13 protein-coding genes are annotated in these 17,097 nt (G+C 62.7%); 3 read left to right on the forward strand and 10 right to left on the reverse strand.

All coding sequences use genetic code 11. The annotated features are described in order from the left end of the window. Positions 1 to 68: 68 nt before the first annotated feature. Positions 69 to 2,246 carry a 1,4-alpha-glucan branching protein GlgB gene (gene glgB, locus GL4_RS06435; RefSeq protein WP_045365782.1) on the reverse strand — a complete coding sequence of 726 codons (2,178 nt, stop codon included), beginning with the start codon at positions 2,244 to 2,246 and terminating at the stop codon, positions 69 to 71. Between the two features lie 325 nt (positions 2,247 to 2,571). After that, a complete protein-coding gene (gene pgl, locus GL4_RS06440) occupies positions 2,572 to 3,303 on the reverse strand; it encodes a 6-phosphogluconolactonase (RefSeq protein WP_045365784.1) in 732 nt (243 codons plus the stop codon). 165 nt (positions 3,304 to 3,468) lie between these two features. On the opposite strand from pgl, the gene rpe reads away from it, so the two are divergent. Beyond that, the gene (gene rpe, locus GL4_RS06445; protein WP_045365787.1) at positions 3,469 to 4,164 is read left to right on the forward strand and encodes a ribulose-phosphate 3-epimerase; all 696 of its coding nucleotides are present in this window, start codon (positions 3,469 to 3,471) and stop codon (positions 4,162 to 4,164) included. A gap of 39 nt (positions 4,165 to 4,203) precedes the next feature. Here rpe and GL4_RS06450 read toward each other — a convergent pair whose 3' ends face one another. Together GL4_RS06450 and GL4_RS06455 are read right to left on the reverse strand one after the other, a co-directional pair. Further along, on the reverse strand, positions 4,204 to 4,698 hold the full coding sequence (locus tag GL4_RS06450) for a YHS domain-containing (seleno)protein (RefSeq protein WP_045365790.1): 495 nt from the start codon (positions 4,696 to 4,698) through the stop codon (positions 4,204 to 4,206). A 196-nt stretch (positions 4,699 to 4,894) separates the two neighbouring features. Then, positions 4,895 to 5,359, reverse strand: coding sequence for a nuclear transport factor 2 family protein (locus GL4_RS06455; protein ID WP_045369646.1), 465 nt, complete (start codon positions 5,357 to 5,359; stop codon positions 4,895 to 4,897). Positions 5,360 to 5,557: 198 nt separating this feature from the next. Between GL4_RS06455 and GL4_RS06460 the strand changes: the two genes are divergently transcribed. Beyond that, positions 5,558 to 6,130 (forward strand): TetR/AcrR family transcriptional regulator, encoded by a 573-nt coding sequence (locus tag GL4_RS06460; protein WP_045365793.1) that lies wholly within the window; start codon positions 5,558 to 5,560, stop codon positions 6,128 to 6,130. A 121-nt stretch (positions 6,131 to 6,251) separates the two neighbouring features. Here GL4_RS06460 and pgi read toward each other — a convergent pair whose 3' ends face one another. The 6 genes from pgi to tkt all read right to left on the reverse strand — a co-directional run bounded on the left by pgi (position 6,252) and on the right by tkt (position 14,252). Beyond that, on the reverse strand, positions 6,252 to 7,874 hold the full coding sequence (gene pgi, locus GL4_RS06465; protein ID WP_045365796.1) for a glucose-6-phosphate isomerase: 1,623 nt from the start codon (positions 7,872 to 7,874) through the stop codon (positions 6,252 to 6,254). 11 nt (positions 7,875 to 7,885) lie between these two features. After that, a complete protein-coding gene (tal, locus tag GL4_RS06470; protein ID WP_045365799.1) occupies positions 7,886 to 8,962 on the reverse strand; it encodes a transaldolase in 1,077 nt (358 codons plus the stop codon). Between the two features lie 23 nt (positions 8,963 to 8,985). Beyond that, a complete protein-coding gene (locus tag GL4_RS06475; protein WP_045365802.1) occupies positions 8,986 to 9,651 on the reverse strand; it encodes an HAD family hydrolase in 666 nt (221 codons plus the stop codon). Positions 9,652 to 9,675: 24 nt separating this feature from the next. Continuing rightward, a complete protein-coding gene (gene zwf / locus GL4_RS06480) occupies positions 9,676 to 11,064 on the reverse strand; it encodes a glucose-6-phosphate dehydrogenase (protein WP_045365805.1) in 1,389 nt (462 codons plus the stop codon). 12 nt (positions 11,065 to 11,076) lie between these two features. Further along, on the reverse strand, positions 11,077 to 12,090 hold the full coding sequence (gnd, locus tag GL4_RS06485; protein WP_045365808.1) for a phosphogluconate dehydrogenase (NAD(+)-dependent, decarboxylating): 1,014 nt from the start codon (positions 12,088 to 12,090) through the stop codon (positions 11,077 to 11,079). Between the two features lie 62 nt (positions 12,091 to 12,152). Then, positions 12,153 to 14,252: a transketolase gene (gene tkt / locus GL4_RS06490; protein ID WP_045365811.1), complete on the reverse strand. Its 2,100-nt coding sequence runs from the start codon at positions 14,250 to 14,252 to the stop codon at positions 12,153 to 12,155. A gap of 393 nt (positions 14,253 to 14,645) precedes the next feature. On the opposite strand from tkt, the gene GL4_RS06495 reads away from it, so the two are divergent. Further along, a complete protein-coding gene (locus GL4_RS06495) occupies positions 14,646 to 17,093 on the forward strand; it encodes a plasma-membrane proton-efflux P-type ATPase (RefSeq protein WP_045369647.1) in 2,448 nt (815 codons plus the stop codon). Positions 17,094 to 17,097: the final 4 nt, after the last annotated feature.

Genomic DNA, 17,097 nt, shown 5'->3' on the forward strand with positions numbered 1-17,097 from the left:
CGCGCTTCGTCCGTTCCGTGCAAGTCTTCCGCGTCGCTGTTCGGCGCGGTCTCGACATCGGCGGCGGGTCAAGCCTCGAGCGTTAGAATGAGTGTCGACAGCGGCGGCAAGGTCAGCTTCACGGAGTAGGGGCGCCCATGGCAACGCACCTTGTCGGCCTTCACCGCTCCAAGATTGCCGACGCCGGAGCCGCCATAAAGCTTGCAGTCCGTGTTGATCCGTTCGAGCCAGCGTCCTGCGGACGGCACGCCCACGCGGTAGTTCTCGCGCGGCACCGGGGTGAAATTGCAGACCACGAGTGCGGGCGCATCGCCGTCATTCCCCAGGCGCAGGAAGGAAATCACGCTTGCTTCGTTGTCGGTCGTGTCGACCCATTCGAAGCCGCGCGCTTCCGTGTCGTAGACGTGTAAGGCGGGCGTCTCGCGGTAGAGCTTATTGAGATCGCCAATGAGCTTCTGCACGCCCCCGTGCATGCCGTCGGCGAGCAAGTGCCAATCGAGACTCTGGTCGTGGTTCCACTCGGCCTCTTGCGCGAACTCGCCGCCCATGAAGAGAAGCTTCTTGCCCGGATGCCCCCACATGAAACCGAAATAGGCGCGCAGGTTCGCGAACTTCTGCCAGCGGTCGCCGGGCATTTTGTTGAGGAGCGAGCCCTTGCCGTGCACGACCTCGTCATGGGATAGCGGCAGCACGAAGTTTTCCGAGTAGGCATAGAGCAAGCCGAAAGTGAGCTTGTCTTGATGATGACTGCGATGGACCGGCTCGTTCTGCATGTAGACCAGAGTGTCGTGCATCCAGCCCATATTCCATTTGAAGCCGAAGCCGAGCCCGCCGACATAGGTCGGCCGCGAGACGCCGGGCCAGGCGGTCGACTCTTCGGCGACCGTCGTCGCGCCGGGCTCTTGTGCGAACACGAGCTCGTTCAAGCGCTTCAGGAAGGCGATGGCCTCGAGATTCTCGTTGCCGCCGAACTTGTTGGGAATCCACTCGCCGTCCTCGCGGCTGTAGTCGAGGTAGAGCATCGAGGCGACCGCATCCACGCGCAGTCCGTCGATCCCGAACCGTTCCATCCAGAACAGCGCGTTGGCCAGGAGGAAGTTCATCACTTCGCGGCGGCCGTAATTGTAGATCAGCGTGTTCCAATCTTTGTGGAAGCCGAGCCGCGGGTCTTCGTGCTCGTAAAGAGCCGTGCCGTCGAACCGGCCGAGCCCGTGGGCGTCCGTCGGGAAGTGGGCCGAGACCCAGTCGACCATGACGCCGATACCGGCGGCATGAAACCGCGCGACGAAATCTGAGAAGTCTTCCGGCGTACCGAAGCGCGAGGTGGGTGCAAACAGACCGATGGGCTGATAGCCCCAGGATCCGTCGAACGGAAACTCGCTCACCGGCATCAGCTCGATGTGGGTGAAGCCAAGCTTTTGCACGTAGGGAATGAGCTTGTCGGCAAGTTCGGCGTAGGACAGGTAGTCATTGCCGGGTCCGCGCATCCACGACCCCAGATGAACCTCGTAAATCGAGATGGGCGCGTGAATGTTCTGAGCCGCTTCCCGGTTTTTTCGCCACGCGCCGCCGCCGGCCGGGCGTCGGGGCATCGGATGAACGATGGAGGCCGTGGCGGGCGGGAGCTCCTGCTGGAAGCCGAACGGATCCGACTTCAGCGGCAACAGTTCGTTGCCGGGCCCGAGAATCTCGTATTTGTAGAGCGCACCGGCTTCGAGACCCGGCACGAAGATCTCCCAGACGCCCGCCTCGGGCCGCTTGCGCATGACATGACGGCGGCCGTCCCATTCGTTGAACGGGCCGACCACGCTGACACGGGCGGCATTGGGCGCCCAGACGGCAAAGCCGACACCCTCGACGCCCTCGTGCCGGATGAGATGGGCGCCGAGCTTCTCGTAGAGCCGCAAATGAGTGCCTTCACCCAACAGATGCAAATCCAGTTCGCCGAGGATTGGACCGAACCGGTACGAGTCGTCGATTTCTTCCGTCTCGCCGTCGCGCACACAGCGCTTGAGATAGGCGCTCGTGAAGGTCATCGGCACTTTGGCGCCGTAAAATCCCGCCTCGTGCAGGCGGACGAGTGGAATTTCCTCGCCCGTCTCCGGATCGAAAGCGCTGACGGAGTCCACGTCGGGCAGAAAGGCGCGGACCGATGCGCCGTCGCGGGAGCGCTTCAGCCCGAGCACCGCGAATGGATTGCCGTGCTCACCGCGCGCAATGGCGTCCATGTCGGCTTGGCTCGGCATCCAGCTCTTGCGAGGCAAAGGAATGTTGGAGGTCGGGGCGGGTCGCGGCACGATAGGATCTTTCACGGGTTCTACGATCTTGGGCTTAGGATTTCATGTGGACTAGGTAAGGATGACGATACTGCGGCGCACGAGACGATCTCGGCCCAACAGTTGTGTATCGTCTAGCTGTCCGTACGAGACAGCCTCGCGCGTAAGCGCTCTACGTCGCTCAACGCGATACGGCGTGGGCCCGACTCAATCAAGCCCTGATTGGCGATATTCCGCAGAAGCCGCGCGATGACCTCTCAGCGGGTGCGCAAATGATATGCGATTCCGATGCGCCTCAGGCCCAGCGGCCGGCCGCCGCGCGGTCTGCAAACCAGAGCACGTCCCCTAGCGCACGGATATGGGAGGCAGGGAAAGTTTCATCGCCGGACAGAATCTTGTCGAGGACCTCGCGCTTACTTTCGCCGGAGACGAGAAAGGCGACGATTTCGCTCGCGTTGATCGCCGGATAGGTGAGTGTGACGCGTTCCTCCACCCGGCCCTTGGGCACCGGCGCCACCCAGCGATCGCGCACCCGCAGCACCGGTTCGTGCGGCAGGAGCGACGCGGTGTGGCCGTCATCGCCGAGGCCGAGCAGCGTGATGTTCAACAGCGGCTTGCCGGGCTGAAGCGTGTCGGCCCCGTAGAGGCCCTGCAGCATCGCCTCGTAGTCCCGCGCGGCCTCGTCGAGCGTGACGCCGTCTGTCTTCACCGGGTGCACATTCTGCGGCGGGACAGGCACGTGATCGAGAAACGCCGCCCGGGCCATGCCGTAATTGCTGGCGGGGTCGGAAGGCGGCACGAAGCGCTCGTCGCCGAGGATCCAGTGAACCCGGTCCCAGGGCATCACCGACTTGACTGGCTCCTGGGCGAGGAGCTCGTAGAGCGGCTTCGGGGTATTGCCGCCGGACAAGGCGACGATCGTCCGCCCGGATCGCGCCGCCGCATGCTCGCAAAGAAACTTCGCGCCCTTGTGCGCCAGATCGGCGGCGTCCTCGCAAATCCGCAATGTGCCAAATGCCGGTGTCATATCGCCTGCCTCTTCTTGCTCAACGGTCGGGACACGATAGGGGCAGAAAGTGACACGTGCCGCAACCGTGCGTTGGGAAGATGCTTAGGACGCTTTCCCGGTTTCGACACCGCACGTCGACTCGCTATAGGGTGAGCCGCGCCCGGATCGATCCGAGGGACCTCTATGACCCAAGACATCGTCATCGCCGCGTCGATCTTGTCCGCCGATTTTGCCAAGCTCGGGGAAGAGGTTCGGGCGGTCGACCGCGCCGGCGCCGATTGGATTCACATCGACATCATGGACGGCCACTTCGTGCCGAACATCACCATGGGGCCGAATATTGTGAAGGCGATCCGGCCATACACACAGAAACCATTCGACGTTCATCTCATGATCGCGCCGTGTGATCCCTATCTCGAAGACTTTGCCGAGGCCGGGGCGGATATGGTGACCGTGCATGCGGAAGCCGGACCGCATCTCGACCGGTCGGTTCAACTGATCCGCAGCCTCGGGATGAAGGCCGGGGTCGCCTTGACGCCGTCGGCCCATGAGAGCGCACTTGAGTACGTGCTCGACAAGCTGCATCGTGTCCTGGTGATGACCGTCAATCCGGGCTTCGGTGGGCAGTCGTTCATCCCCGAACAGTTGCACAAGATCCGCGCGATCCGACGGATGATCGGTGATCGGCCCATCCATCTCGAAGTGGACGGCGGCATCCATTTGCAGACGGCGCCGCTGGTGGCGCAAGCGGGCGCAAATGCCCTTGTCTCCGGGTCGGGTGTGTTCGACGGCGGCGACTATGCGGCCAACATCGGCGCCATTAGGAGCGCGGCTGCATCGGCATTCGATTGTGGGGGCAGACAAGGGAATCGCCGCTGACGGACGGGCTGCCGCCAGCGGCGCGTTGACGGCACGTCCCTACCGATTGACTTCTGAGACGGCGACGTGATGCATCGCAGGCCAATTCTTCTCGGCCTTGGCAAGCGTCCCGGCTTTGTCCTCTTTGTATTTCTCGAACGCGCCGGCGTTGAGGAAGACATAGAGCTTGCCGTCGACGATGTCGGCATAGCGTGGCGCTGCGTCTAGCTTCTTGCCGATTGCGACACCGAAGGCGCAGAACCCGCCATACTGCGGCATGTACTTCTCCGGAGCGGCCTCAAACGCCTTCTGCGCGTCCGCGGTTTCGAAGTAGTAGGCAACGCCGTCGCGGACCGCCGCATGTTTCGCGTAGCCGTCGGCAACTTTCAGTCCCGTGGCCAACGCCACGGCATCGACACCGCGTAGGGCAACGCGCGCGCCGTCGACAGTGGTGCCGGTCGACACATTGTACTCGTCCACGGCGAAGGCGGCGGAACTGGCGGAAACGGCACCGACGAGGGTTGCCGCGGCGATCAGAGTTTTGATGGTCTTCATATTCGTAGTCCTTTCTCAAGTGTTGACCCAGGTCGGATAGCTGCCTGTGGGCCGGTTAGGTTGTCCGCCTGGCATCTGGCCGAGCGGGATCGTTCGCCGCCGAGCACGGCGGTCTCAGAGCGCGTCGAACGCGCCGCTGAACTTGAGGCCGCGCCTTTAGACCTGCGCGGCCAGGTGGTTGAGGGGCATCCGCGGCTTACAGGCCGAGATCGGATAGGCCCGGATGCTCGTCGGGCCTGCGCCCGAGTGGCCAGTGAAAGAGGCGATCGCTCTCGCTGATTTCGAGGTCGTTGATCGAAGCACGCCGCTCGGCCATGAGACCGTCGGGTGCGAATTCCCAGTTCTCGTTGCCATAGGCGCGGAACCATTGCCCGTCCGGACGGCGCGCCTCATAGGCGAAGCGAACCGCAATGCGTGCGTTGTCGAAGCTCCACAGCTCCTTGATGAGCCGGTAGTCGTGCTCGCCCTGCCATTTGCGCGTCAGGAACTGGACGACCTCGTCGCGGCCGTTGAGGAACTCACTGCGGTTCCGCCACACCGTGTCTTCTGTGTAGGCGGCGGCTACTTTGGCCGGATCCCGTCGATTCCAGGCGTCCTCTGCGGCGCGGACTTTGACGGTGGCGGAAGCTCTGTCAAAAGGCGGTAACGGTGGTCTGCTCATGATCATTCTCCAATATGTACCGATCTGTTCACTTATAACAAACCGATCGGTACAGTTTGTCAAACGAAAAATCCCACATGATCGGAGTCTGGTTCTGTCGCGCCCCTCGAAAACACTGATTTTAAATGAAAATTATCTTTTGCGCTTGTGCTGAAAGTCGCCCTAAAGGTATACTGATCTGTGCAGAAAGGAGGCGGCATGCGCGCAAGCAAGCGAGACGAGTTGGTGCAGAAGGCGCTTGAGATCTTTTACCGAGAGGGATTCCACGCGACCGGCATGGACCTGCTGGCCGCCGAGACCGGGATCTCCAAGACCACTATGTTCAAGCATTTCCGGACCAAGGAGGATCTGATCCTCGCGGTCCTGCGGCTGCGTGATGAGAACTTCCGCAACTGGCTCTTGCGTCGCATGGAACAGGCGGGTGCGCCGCGCGACCAATTGCTAGCGATGTTCGATGCGCTGGCCGAGTGGTTCGCGGAGCCGAAATTCCGATCCTGCATGTTTATCAAGGCAGCGTCCGAATATCCCGACCCGAGCCACCCGATCCACGCTCATGCGGCGGAGCACAAGAGGCTTTTGTTTTTGCAGCTTGAGAGGATTGCCGCCGATGCCGGCGCGCGGGAACCGGCGGAACTGGCGCGCGCACTCCTCCTTTTAAAGGAGGGGGCTATCGTGACCGCCCATTTCGGGCACGAGGCCGACCCCGCGGGCGATGCGAAGGCAGCAGCGGCGATCCTGATTGCCGAGGCGCTTCAGACGCGTTCAGCTTGAGCGCGGTGTTGAACCAGTCTTCACGCCCGTCGACGCTCAGTCATGGCTTTGCGTGACCGTTGCCGCGCCACACCTGTTCCAGAAAATTGCGGTGCCGGGCATCTGCGTCGCGTGAGCGGCGTTAGCCCTTGTGTGCCCGGTAGCGCTCGATCAGCGCATTGGTCGATGAGTCGTGGCCAAGCGTCGGTTCGTCCTTGGCTTCGAGCTCGGGGATGATGCGGTTGGCAAGCACCTTGCCGAGCTCCACGCCCCATTGATCGAACGAGTCGATATTCCACACAGCGCCTTGCGTGAACACGCTGTGCTCGTAGAGCGCCACGAGCCGGCCCAGCGTCTTCGGGTCGAGCTTTTCGGCGAGGATCATGTTCGTCGGCCGGTTGCCTTCGGTGACGCGGAAGGGCGTCTGCGCCGCCGGCGAGCCTTCCGCCGTCAGCTCCGCCGCGGTCTTGCCGAAAGCCAGCGCCTCGGCCTGCGCGAACAGATTCGCCATCAAGAGGTCGTGGTGGTGGGCGAGGGCGCTTAGAGGCGTCAGGAAGCCGATAAAATCGCAAGGGATCAGCTTCGTGCCCTGGTGAATGAGCTGGTAGAACGAGTGCTGGCCGTCCGTGCCCGGCTCGCCCCAGATGATGGGGCCGGTCTGCAGGTCCACATGCTTGCCGGCCATGTCCACATGCTTGCCGTTGCTCTCCATCTGCAGCTGCTGCAGATAGGCCGGGAAGCGCTTCATATGCTCCGAGTAGGGGAGCACGGCGAGCGTCTGCGCCCCGAAGAAATTGTTGTACCAGACCGTCAGCAGCCCCATCAGCATCGGCAGGTTCTTCTCGACCGGCGCGGTGCGGAAATGCTCGTCCATTTCGTGGAAACCGGCGAGCATGTCGCGGAACCCGTCCGGGCCGATGGCGATCATGGTGGACAGGCCGATCGCCGAGTCCATGGAATAGCGGCCGCCGACCCAGTCCCAGAACTCGAACATGTTCGCGGTGTCGATGCCGAACTTCTCGACTCCTTGGGTGTTGGTCGAGTTCGCGACGAAGTGCTTGGCGACGGCGTCCTCCGAGCCGAGGTGCTCGACCGCCCAGGCGCGCGCGGTCGCGGCGTTCGTCATGGTCTCGAGCGTCGTGAACGTCTTGGAGGAGACGATGAACAGCGTCTCTTCGGCATTCAGGTCGCGCGTGGCTTCGTCGAAGCAGGCGCCGTCGACGTTCGAGACGAAGCGGAACGTCATGTCCCTGTCCGAATAGGGACGGAGCGCCAGATACGCCATTTCGGGCCCGAGATAGGACCCGCCAATGCCGATATTGATGACGTTCTTGATGCGTTTCCCCGTATGGCCGACCCATTCGCCGCTGCGGATCTTGTCGGCGAAGGCGGCCATGCGATCCAGAACGCCGTGGACGTCCGGCACGACATCGTGCCCGTCCGTCTCGATGACCTCGCCGCTGGGGGCGCGCAAGGCCACATGCAGCACGGCTCGATCCTCCGAAACGTTGATCTTCTCGCCGCGGAACATGGCGTCGCGCCGCTCGGCGACTTTGCGCTCCTTGGCGAGCTCGGCGAGCAGCGCCACCGTCTCTTCGGTGATCCGCTGCTTCGAGTAATCGAGCGTGAGCCCCGCACCCTCGACCGTGAACTTGGCCGCGCGCGACGCATCCTTGGCGAAAAGATCGCGCAAATGCACGTCCTTGATCTTGTCGTGGTGCGCGGCGAGCTTCTGCCAGGCAGGCGTATCGGTGACATTGGACATGGCGGAAACTCCTAGCCGAGCGCCTTGCTCTTGGTTTCGATGGACTGCAGCAGGTCCTCCCAAGACTTCACGAACGAGGCCGCGCCTTCTTTCTGCAACTCCGCCGCAAGATCGGCGACGGAGATACCGGCCTTCTCGAAGGCGCCAATCGTCTCTTCGCAGTCGCCGCCGTTCGCGGGCAGCACGCCGCCCAGCTTGCCGTGGTCGCCAAAAGCCAGCAGCGTCTTGTCGGGCATGGTGTTGACCGTGTTGGGCGCGGCGAGCGCTTCCACATAAAGCGTGTCCGGCGCGGAGGGGTCTTTGGTGCTGGTCGAGGCGAAGAGCAGCCGCTGCGGCCTTGCGCCCATGGACTCGAGCCGCTGCCAGCGGTCGCTGTCCAAGAGGTTGCGGTACTCCCGATAGGCTTGGGTCGAGACAGCGATGCCAAGCTTGTCCTTCAGCTCCGCCGGCACCGTATCGATGACGGCCTTGTCCCAACGGCTGACGAAAACCGAGGCGACCGAGCGCACGTCAGGGGAAAGCCCTTCGGCGACACGCCGCTCCAGCCCTTTCATATAGGCGTTGGCCGCATCGATGCAGTGCTGCGAGGAAAACAGCAGCGTCACGTTGACGGACACGCCCGAATAGATCGCTTCCTCGATGGCGGGCAGGCCTTCTTCCGTGCCGGGGATCTTGATGAAGAGGTTCGGCTTGTGCGCGCGTTCGAACAGGCCCTTGGCAGAGGCGACGGTCGCTTGCGTGTCATATGCGAGCAGCGGCGAGACTTCGAGCGAGACATAGCCGTCGACGGTGCCGGTGCGTTCGTGGACGGGCAGGAACATGTCCGCCGCGCGCGACAGGTCTTGCAGGGCAAGCTCGAAGAACAACGCTTCGCCGGAATAACCCGCTTTGAACAGGCGCTTGATTTCGTCGTCGTAGCTGTCGCTCTTCGAAATGGCGTTGTCGAAGATGGTCGGATTCGACGTAAGGCCCGTCACAGAGTACTCGTTGATATACTTCGTGAGCGTGCCGCTATCGAGCATGTCGCGGGTAATGTCGTCGATCCACAGGCTTTGACCGAGATCGTGCAAGGCTTTCGTGGGCTTCACGGGTCTATCTCCTCATTGGGCCGTCAGAGCGTACTGAAATCGCACGTCATCAGTTCGGCGATGTTGGCGATTTCGATATCCGCAGGCGGCAAGTCTTTCAATCTTGCAGGGTCGTTGGCGTAGTGGCCTTGGCGCGGGAACACGGTGGTGACCCTATCGCCCCACGCGCGTTTGACCGCATCAAGAACACTGAGCTTGTCGTCGATAAGAACGTAGTGCTGCGCAGGAAAGGCGCGCTCTACGGCGTCCAGTTCCGTTTCCTTGTGCACATAGTTCAGGACACGCCCGTCGAAGGCCGTGATCAAGCCGGCCCGCTCCAGTTTGTGCGGCTGGTAGACGCCGTCGCCGTCGGTGAGGATCACGGGCAGGCCCCATTGGCTGACATGGCGCACGGCGGCCAGCGCGTCGGGGAACAGCCGCTCGGCGAACGGGTAGTCGATGACCCAATTTGCCAATTGCCCGATGCGCATGTCTTCCAAATGGGCGAGACGGAACCGCTCCAGCGTGCCGAGAAAATCGGCGTAACCGTGCTTGTCCCGCTGCTCCTCGTAGATCGCCCAAAGCTCGTCTCGCGCGGCATCGCCAAAAGTCAACGCAACGTAGTCGCCCAAGTCCGACTTCATGCGGTCGTTGTCCAGCAACGTGTCGTCCACGTCGAACAGAAAAACGGCCTTGTGCGTTTCGGTCATGGCGTTTGGCGTTTTTGCGTCCGGCTATTTCGGGCTTGGGTTGAGCCAACGCCCGTCCGCGCCGAAGAGCTGGTCGGCCTCACTCGGGCCCCATGTGCCTTGGTCGTAGCTGTAGACGGGTGTGACGTTGTCGAGGATGGGCCCGACGATGCGCCACTCCGCATCCACGATGTCCTCTCGGGTGAAAAGGTCGGCGATGCCCTCCATGGCGTCGCCGAGGAGCCGCTGATAGGGCGGCCGGTCGACGCCGGGCTGCCGCGTCAGCACCAGTTCCACGTCGTCGCCGATCATGCGGTCGCCCGGCACCTTCACGCGCGTGCCGAGCGCAATGGCGACGTCGGGCTGAATCCGGAAGCGCATATGGCCGCAGCCGATGGCTTTGATCTCACCGAAGGTCTCGCGTGGGGGCCGTTTGAACTCGACGACCGCCTCGGCCACGCTGACGGGCAGGCACTTGCCCGTGCGAATGAAGATCGGCACGCCTTCCCAGCGCCAGCTGTCGATGTAGAGTTTGGCGGCGGCGTAGGTCTCCACCGTCGAGCCTGGCTTGACCCCGGGAACGCCTTGGTAGCCTTTGTACTGCCCGCGCACGATGTGATTTGCATCGAGCGGACGTACGGACTTTAGGAGGCTGGCTTTGCGGTCGCGCAGCGCCTCATGCTCCTGACCTGTCGGCGGATCCATGGTGAGCGAAGCGAGGATCTGCAGCATGTGGTTCTGCAGCACGTCGCGGATGGCGCCGGCGCTGTCGTAAAAGGAGCCGCGGTCCTGCACGCCGAAATTCTCAGCCATGGTGATCTGGATACTGCGCACATAGTTGCGGTTCCAGAGCGGCTCGAAGATCGAGTTGGCGAAGCGCGTGTACAGAATATTCTGCACCGGCTCCTTGCCGAGATAGTGATCGATGCGGAAGATGTTCTTCTCGGAGAAATACTTGTCGAGGATCTGGCTGAGTTCGTCCGCCGATTCCCGGTCACGCCCGAACGGCTTCTCGACCACGAGCCTGGCATTTTCCGCGCAGCCCGACTGCGCAAGCTGACCGGCGACCTCGGAAAAGAGGAACGGTGGAATAGCCAGATAGTGCAGGGGACATTTGGCGTCGCCCAATTCCTTGCGCAGCTGCGCGAAGACCTTCGGATCGGCGTAGTCGCCCGATACGTAGTGAAGAAGACTCAGGAGCTTCTTGAAGGCATCGCTTTTGATGTCGCCGCCGTGGGTCTTGACGCTTTCCTCGGCGCGCTTCTTGAACTCATCGAGAGACCATTGCGTGCGTGCGACCCCGATAATGGGAATGTCCAATCCCTCGTCGCGGACAAGGCCGAGAAGCGCGGGAAAGATCTGCTTGAACGCGAGATCGCCGCTGGCGCCGAAAAAGACGAAGGCGTCGGAATGCGTTTGGTTCGGGATGGCCATGGCGCTGTCTGTCTAGTCCTTCTTCTCGAGATGGCCGCCGAATTCGAAACGCATGGCGGACATCAGCTTATCGGCGAACTCCGCATTGCCGCGCGAGGCGAAGCGCGAGAACAAGGCCGACGAGATAACGGGTGCCGGCACGCCTTCGTCGATGGCGGCGAGCAGGGTCCAGCGGCCTTCGCCGGAGTCCGAGACACGGCCCTCGAAATTGGCGAGGTCCGGGCTCTTCCGCAGCGCGCTCGCGGTGAGGTCCAGCAGCCACGAGCCGATCACGCTGCCGCGCCGCCAGACTTCGGCGACTTCGGGTAGGTTGATGTCGTACTGATAATATTCCGGGTTCCGCAGCGGCGTCGTCTCCGCATCCGTGGTCTGCGTAGTCTTGCCGATATTGCCGTGGTGCAGAATGTTCAGGCCTTCGGCATAGGCGGCCATGATGCCGTACTCGATGCCGTTGTGAACCATCTTGACGTAGTGCCCCGCGCCGTTCGGCCCGCAATGCAGATAGCCGTTCTCGGCAGTAGAGGGCTCGCCGGTCGCACCCGGCGTCCGCGGGGCTTCGTCCACGCCCGGCGCCAGTGTCTTGAAGATGGGGTCGAGCCGGGCGACCACGTCGTCTTCGCCGCCGATCATCATGCAATAGCCGCGATCGAGGCCCCAGACGCCGCCGCTGACGCCGACATCCACATAGTGAATGCCTTTGTCCTTGAGTTCGCCGGCGCGGCGGATATCGTCGTGATAGTAGGAGTTGCCGCCGTCGATAATAATGTCGCCGGTATCGAGCAGCGGCGTGAGTTCGGCGATGACCGCGTCCACCGCGCCCGCCGGCACCATCATCCAGATGGCGCGGGGCTTATCGAGCCCATCCACGAATGTCTTCAGATCGGTGCTGCCCTTGGCGCCCTTGGCGACGAGGCCGTCGACCGCCTCGGCGTGGGTGTCGAAGACGTGGCAGTCATGTCCCGCCTTCATGGCGCGAATGACCATGTTGGCGCCCATCCGGCCGAGGCCGATCATGCCGAGTTGCATTGCGTCTCTCCTCGATTCGTCATCTCAAGACATGCGCTCCGGGGTTGCGGAGCGCGGCAGTTCTATCGTCCCAATGTTTTCTTCGCGGCTTCGGCGACTTTCTCGGGCGTGAAGCCGAAATGCTCCGAGACGACCTTGAGCGGCGCCGATAGGCCGAACGTGTTCATGCCGAGCACGATGCCCTCCGGCCCCGCGTATCGATCCCAGCCGAGCGGCGAAGCTTCCTCGACCGTAACGCGCGCGCCGATCTCCGGCGGCAGAACCGAACGCTTGTAGTCGTCGCTCTGCTCCTCGAATAGCTCGCGGCAGGGCATGGACACGACGCGCGCCTTGATGCCATCCTTGGCCAGCATGTCCCGCGCGGCCACGCACAGCGCCACTTCGCTGCCGGTACCAATCAAGATGACGTCCGGCTTGCCGCCATCTGCGTCGACCAGCACATAGGCGCCCTTCGCAAGGCCCGATGCGGGCGCCATCTTTGAGCGGTCGAAGGTCGGAACGGCTTGCCGCGTGAGGACCAGCGCCACGGGGCGGCTCTTATGCGGCATCATGAGGCGATAGGCTTCCGCAGTCTCGTTGGCATCCGCCGGCCGGATCACGACCAGTCCCGGCATCGCCCGCAGCGAAGCCAGCTGCTCGACCGGCTGATGCGTCGGCCCGTCTTGCCCGAGGCTGATGGAATCGTGCGTCCAGATGTGAAGCACGGGAAGATCCATCAGCGAGGATAGGCGGATCGACCCGCGCGCATAGTCCGTGAAGATCAGGTAGCAGGAATCGTAGGCCCGCAAGCCGGACAGCACCATGCCGTTGACCACGGCGCACATGCCGTGCTCGCGAATACCGTAGCGCATGTTGTGGCCGGCATAGTCGCCGAGTTCGCCGTAAGACTGGAACTCGCCGGCGTCTTCATAGTCGAGAACGACCTTCGTGCTGCCGGCCACGTCTGCCGCGCCGCCAAGGACCCAGGGGACCTTCGCGGCGATGGCGTTCAGAACCTTGCCGGAGGCCTGGCGCGTCGCAATCCCGGTGGGGTCCGCATCGAAGCTCGGGATGTCCGCATCCCAGTCTTCTGGCAACTCCCGGTCGCGGATCAGCTCGATCTGCTTGGCTTGTTCAGGATGCGCGCGGGCATAGTCAGCGAACAGCGCCTCCCATTTCGCGCGCAGGTCCGCACCGCGGCTTCCCATATGAGACGTGAAGTGTTCGCGCACGCCGTCCGGCACCACGAAGAATTTGTCCGGATCGAACCCGAGGAATTCCTTGGTCCGGCGCACTTCGTCCGGACCGAGCGGTTCGCCATGGGCGGCGGGCGTGTCGTGCTTGCCGGGGGAGCCGTAGCCGATATGGCTGTGGATGATGATGATCGTCGGCTTGTCGTCCGTCGCTAGAAACGCGTTCAAGGCACCGGCCAGCTCGCCGATGTCGTTCGCATCCGAGACGCGTACGACATTCCAGCCATAGGCGTCGAAGCGCTTGGCCACATCCTCGGTGAACGTGATGTTCGCGTGACCGTCGATGGTCACGTTGTTGTTGTCGAAGATCCAGCACAGATTGGACAGCTTGAGATGTCCGGCGAGGGACGCGGCTTCGCTGCCGACGCCCTCCATTAGGCAACCTTCGCCGCACAGCGCATAGACATTGTAATCGAAGAGCTCGAAGTCGGGCTTGTTGTAGGTCGCGGCCAGCCATTTGCCAGCGATGGCCATGCCGACACTGGTGGCGACGCCTTGGCCGAGCGGGCCCGTGGTCGATTCCACGCCCGTCGTCCAGCCATATTCGGGGTGACCGGGGCAGCGGCTGCCTTCCTCACGGAAGCTCTTGATATCGTCGAGCGTGACGGCAAGGCCGTCTTGGTCTTGATAGCCGATATCCGCGGCTTCAATCCCTGCCAGGTGGATCAGGCTGTAGAGCAGCATCGAGGCGTGACCCGCCGAAAGAACGAAACGGTCACGGTTGATCCAATGAGGCGATTTGGGGTCGTAGCGGAGAAACTGCTGCCACAGCGTATAGGCGACGGGCGCCGCGTCCATGGCCGTGCCCGGATGTCCGGAATTGGCCTTCTGGATGGCGTCGATCGACAGAGTTCGGATCGTGTTGATCGCCAGCTCGTCGATCTTGTCTTGAGTCTGCGCCACGGGTCCCGAACCTCCTACGCTTCTCATGCTCGAGCCTTCAGCTGCGCGAAGGCTTCCGCCAAAGTCACAAACGTGAATGACAGGCCGGTGAAGCTTGAAGTTCACCGCTTGTGCCAGCCTGATAAGCCGATGGCGGCTCCGAGGAGACCGGAGCCAGTACGCACAGTGTCCGTCTATCGCCTTTCGATCAAGTCTTAGAACTGACGCATGAGTCTTGTACGCGATAATTTTGCACAATGTCTCGGGAAGCCTGGAGCATGGTAAGCAGATCGCGCATCATGCGGGCTCTTCAGTCGACCAGGCGGGCTTGGACGGGGAGGGCGACCCATGGCGGATGCGAAAGGCGATACAACGGCGCGTTCACACGCGCAGACGCGATCCGGCTCCGGTCACAGCTCCGCGACTGTTAACCAATCCAACTTGGCGAAACTCGATCTAGGCAAGCTCGAGCAGAAGCTTGGCACTTCGCCCGAGTCGGGACTGAGCAAAGCGGAAGCCGACAAGCGGCTTGCGCGCTACGGCGCGAACGAGATCGCCGAGAAGACGACCAGCCCCGTTCTGAAGTTCCTGTCCTACTTCTGGGGGCCGATTCCCTGGATGATCGAGGCGGCGGCCATTCTTTCCGGTATCGTCCATCACTGGTCCGACTTCGTCATTATCATGGTGCTGCTCCTCGCCAACGCCATCGTGGGCTTCTGGGAGGAGTATCAGGCCGGCAACGCCATCGCCGCGCTGAAGGCCAAGCTCGCGCCGCATGCGCGCGTCAAGCGCGACGGCGCCTGGTCCGACGTGCCCGCGCGACTTCTCGTGCCGGGCGACATCGTCCGTTTACGTCTCGGTGACATTGTGCCGGCCGATTCGCGGTCACTCGGACCCGACGCCGTCGAGGTCGACCAGGCCGCGCTGACGGGTGAGTCGTTGCCCGTTTCGAAGGCCAGCGGCGACGTTCTTTATTCCGGAGCGATCCTGCGGCAGGGCGAGGCCGATGCGATCGTCTATGCCACGGGCGGCGATACGTTCTTCGGCAAGACCGCCGCGCTGGTGCAGGAAGCGCACACCACGAGCCACTTCCAAAAAGCGGTGATGAAGATCGGCGATTACCTGATCGTCATCGCCATCGCGCTGGTGACGCTGATCTTCGCCGTCGCGCTGTTCCGTGGCGATCCCGTCATGGAGACGCTGCAATTCGCGCTCGTGCTGACGGTGGCCGCGATCCCGGTGGCTATGCCCGCCGTGCTGTCGGTGACCATGGCTGTCGGCGCCCGGCGTCTAGCGGCCCGTCAAGCTATTGTCAGCCGGCTCGCGGCCATCGAGGAACTGGCTGGCGTCGACGTTCTGTGTTCGGACAAGACCGGCACGCTCACCCAAAACAAGCTGACGCTCGGCGACCCCGTCTCCGTCGGCGGCGAGAGCCAAGACGATCTGGTCCTCGACGGCGCGCTTGCCTCTCGCGCCGAAGACCAAGACACCATCGACATGGCGGTCATTGCGGGCGTGAAGGACGCGGCAGAGCTCAAGAACTACACCGTCGGCCACTATCAGCCCTTCGACCCGGTTCACAAGCGCACCGAAGCGACGGTCGCCGACAAGAGCGGCAAGACGTTCAAGGTCACGAAGGGCGCCGTCCAGGTGATCCTCGCGCTGTCGAAGAACGCGGACGCCGTCAAAGAGGATGTCGACAAGACGACAAATGCGTTGGCGAAGCGCGGCTACCGGGCGCTTGGCGTGGCGAAAGCCTCCGATGGTGGCGACTGGGAGTTCCTCGGCGTACTGCCGCTCTACGATCCGCCGCGCCCGTCCTCGAAGGACATGATCGCGCAAGCCGAGGAACTCGGCATCGACGTGAAGATGATCACGGGCGATCAGCTTGCCATCGCCAAGGAGATCGCGAGCCAGCTCGGCCTCGGTACGGACATTCTCGATGCCAGCCAGTTCGGCGACACCAAGGCGCACGAAACGTCGAAGCTCGACCACGACATCGAGACGGCGGACGGCTTCGCGCAGGTGTTCCCCGAGCACAAATTCCACATCATCGATGTCCTGCAGAAGCACGGTCATATCGTCGGCATGACCGGCGACGGCGTGAACGACGCGCCCTCGTTGAAGAAAGCGGACTGCGGCATTGCGGTTTCGGGCGCGACCGATGCGGCCCGCGCGGCGGCAGCCATCGTGCTGCTGACGCCAGGCCTCACCGTGATCGTCGATGCGGTCAAGGAAGCCCGAAAGATCTTCCAGCGCATGAACAGTTACGCAATCTACCGCATCGCGGAGACGATCCGCGTGCTGCTGTTCATGACGCTCTCGATCATCGTCTTCAATTTCTATCCCGTCACCGCGATCATGATCGTGCTGCTGGCGCTTCTGAACGACGGTGCGATTCTCTCGATCGCCTATGACAATGTGAAGCCGTCGCCGAAGCCCGAGGCCTGGAACATGCGGCGCGTGCTGGGCGTCTCGACCCTGCTTGGCCTTGCCGGCGTCGCCGCATCCTTCGGCATGTTCTATATCGGCGAAGAGGTCTTGAAGCTGGACCGCGAAGTAGTTCAGACGCTGATGTATCTGAAGCTCTCGGTGGCGGGGCACTTGAACATCTTTGTCACGCGCACGCGCGGGCCGTTCTGGTCGATCGCACCGGCAAAGATTCTCCTGATCGCCGTGTTCGGCACCCAGGCCTTGGCCACGATCATCGCGGTCTCCGGCGTGTTGATGCCGGCCATCAGCTGGGAACTCGCCGCGATGGTCTGGGGCTATGCGCTTCTCTGGTTCCTGTTCAACGACCGGGTGAAGCTGCTCGCCTACCGCATCTTCGATCCAGCGGCCAAGCCCGTGATCGACCAGCGCAAGACGGCCGCGCCTGCGGCGGCATAGGGCA

It is taken from the genome of Methyloceanibacter caenitepidi, assembly GCF_000828475.1.
GTDB lineage: Bacteria > Pseudomonadota > Alphaproteobacteria > Rhizobiales > Methyloligellaceae > Methyloceanibacter > Methyloceanibacter caenitepidi.

Coding starts and splice junctions, on each gene's coding strand:
- zwf (WP_045365805.1), bottom strand. CDS start 11,064: ATGGCCATCCCGAACCAAACGCATTCCGACGCCTTCGTCTTTTTCGGC.
- rpe (WP_045365787.1), top strand. CDS start 3,469: ATGACCCAAGACATCGTCATCGCCGCGTCGATCTTGTCCGCCGATTTT.
- GL4_RS06460 (WP_045365793.1), top strand. CDS start 5,558: ATGCGCGCAAGCAAGCGAGACGAGTTGGTGCAGAAGGCGCTTGAGATC.
- GL4_RS06450 (WP_045365790.1), bottom strand. CDS start 4,698: ATGAAGACCATCAAAACTCTGATCGCCGCGGCAACCCTCGTCGGTGCC.
- gnd (WP_045365808.1), bottom strand. CDS start 12,090: ATGCAACTCGGCATGATCGGCCTCGGCCGGATGGGCGCCAACATGGTC.
- pgl (WP_045365784.1), bottom strand. CDS start 3,303: ATGACACCGGCATTTGGCACATTGCGGATTTGCGAGGACGCCGCCGAT.
- tkt (WP_045365811.1), bottom strand. CDS start 14,252: ATGAGAAGCGTAGGAGGTTCGGGACCCGTGGCGCAGACTCAAGACAAG.
- GL4_RS06455 (WP_045369646.1), bottom strand. CDS start 5,359: ATGAGCAGACCACCGTTACCGCCTTTTGACAGAGCTTCCGCCACCGTC.
- pgi (WP_045365796.1), bottom strand. CDS start 7,874: ATGTCCAATGTCACCGATACGCCTGCCTGGCAGAAGCTCGCCGCGCAC.
- glgB (WP_045365782.1), bottom strand. CDS start 2,246: ATGCCGAGCCAAGCCGACATGGACGCCATTGCGCGCGGTGAGCACGGC.
- GL4_RS06475 (WP_045365802.1), bottom strand. CDS start 9,651: ATGACCGAAACGCACAAGGCCGTTTTTCTGTTCGACGTGGACGACACG.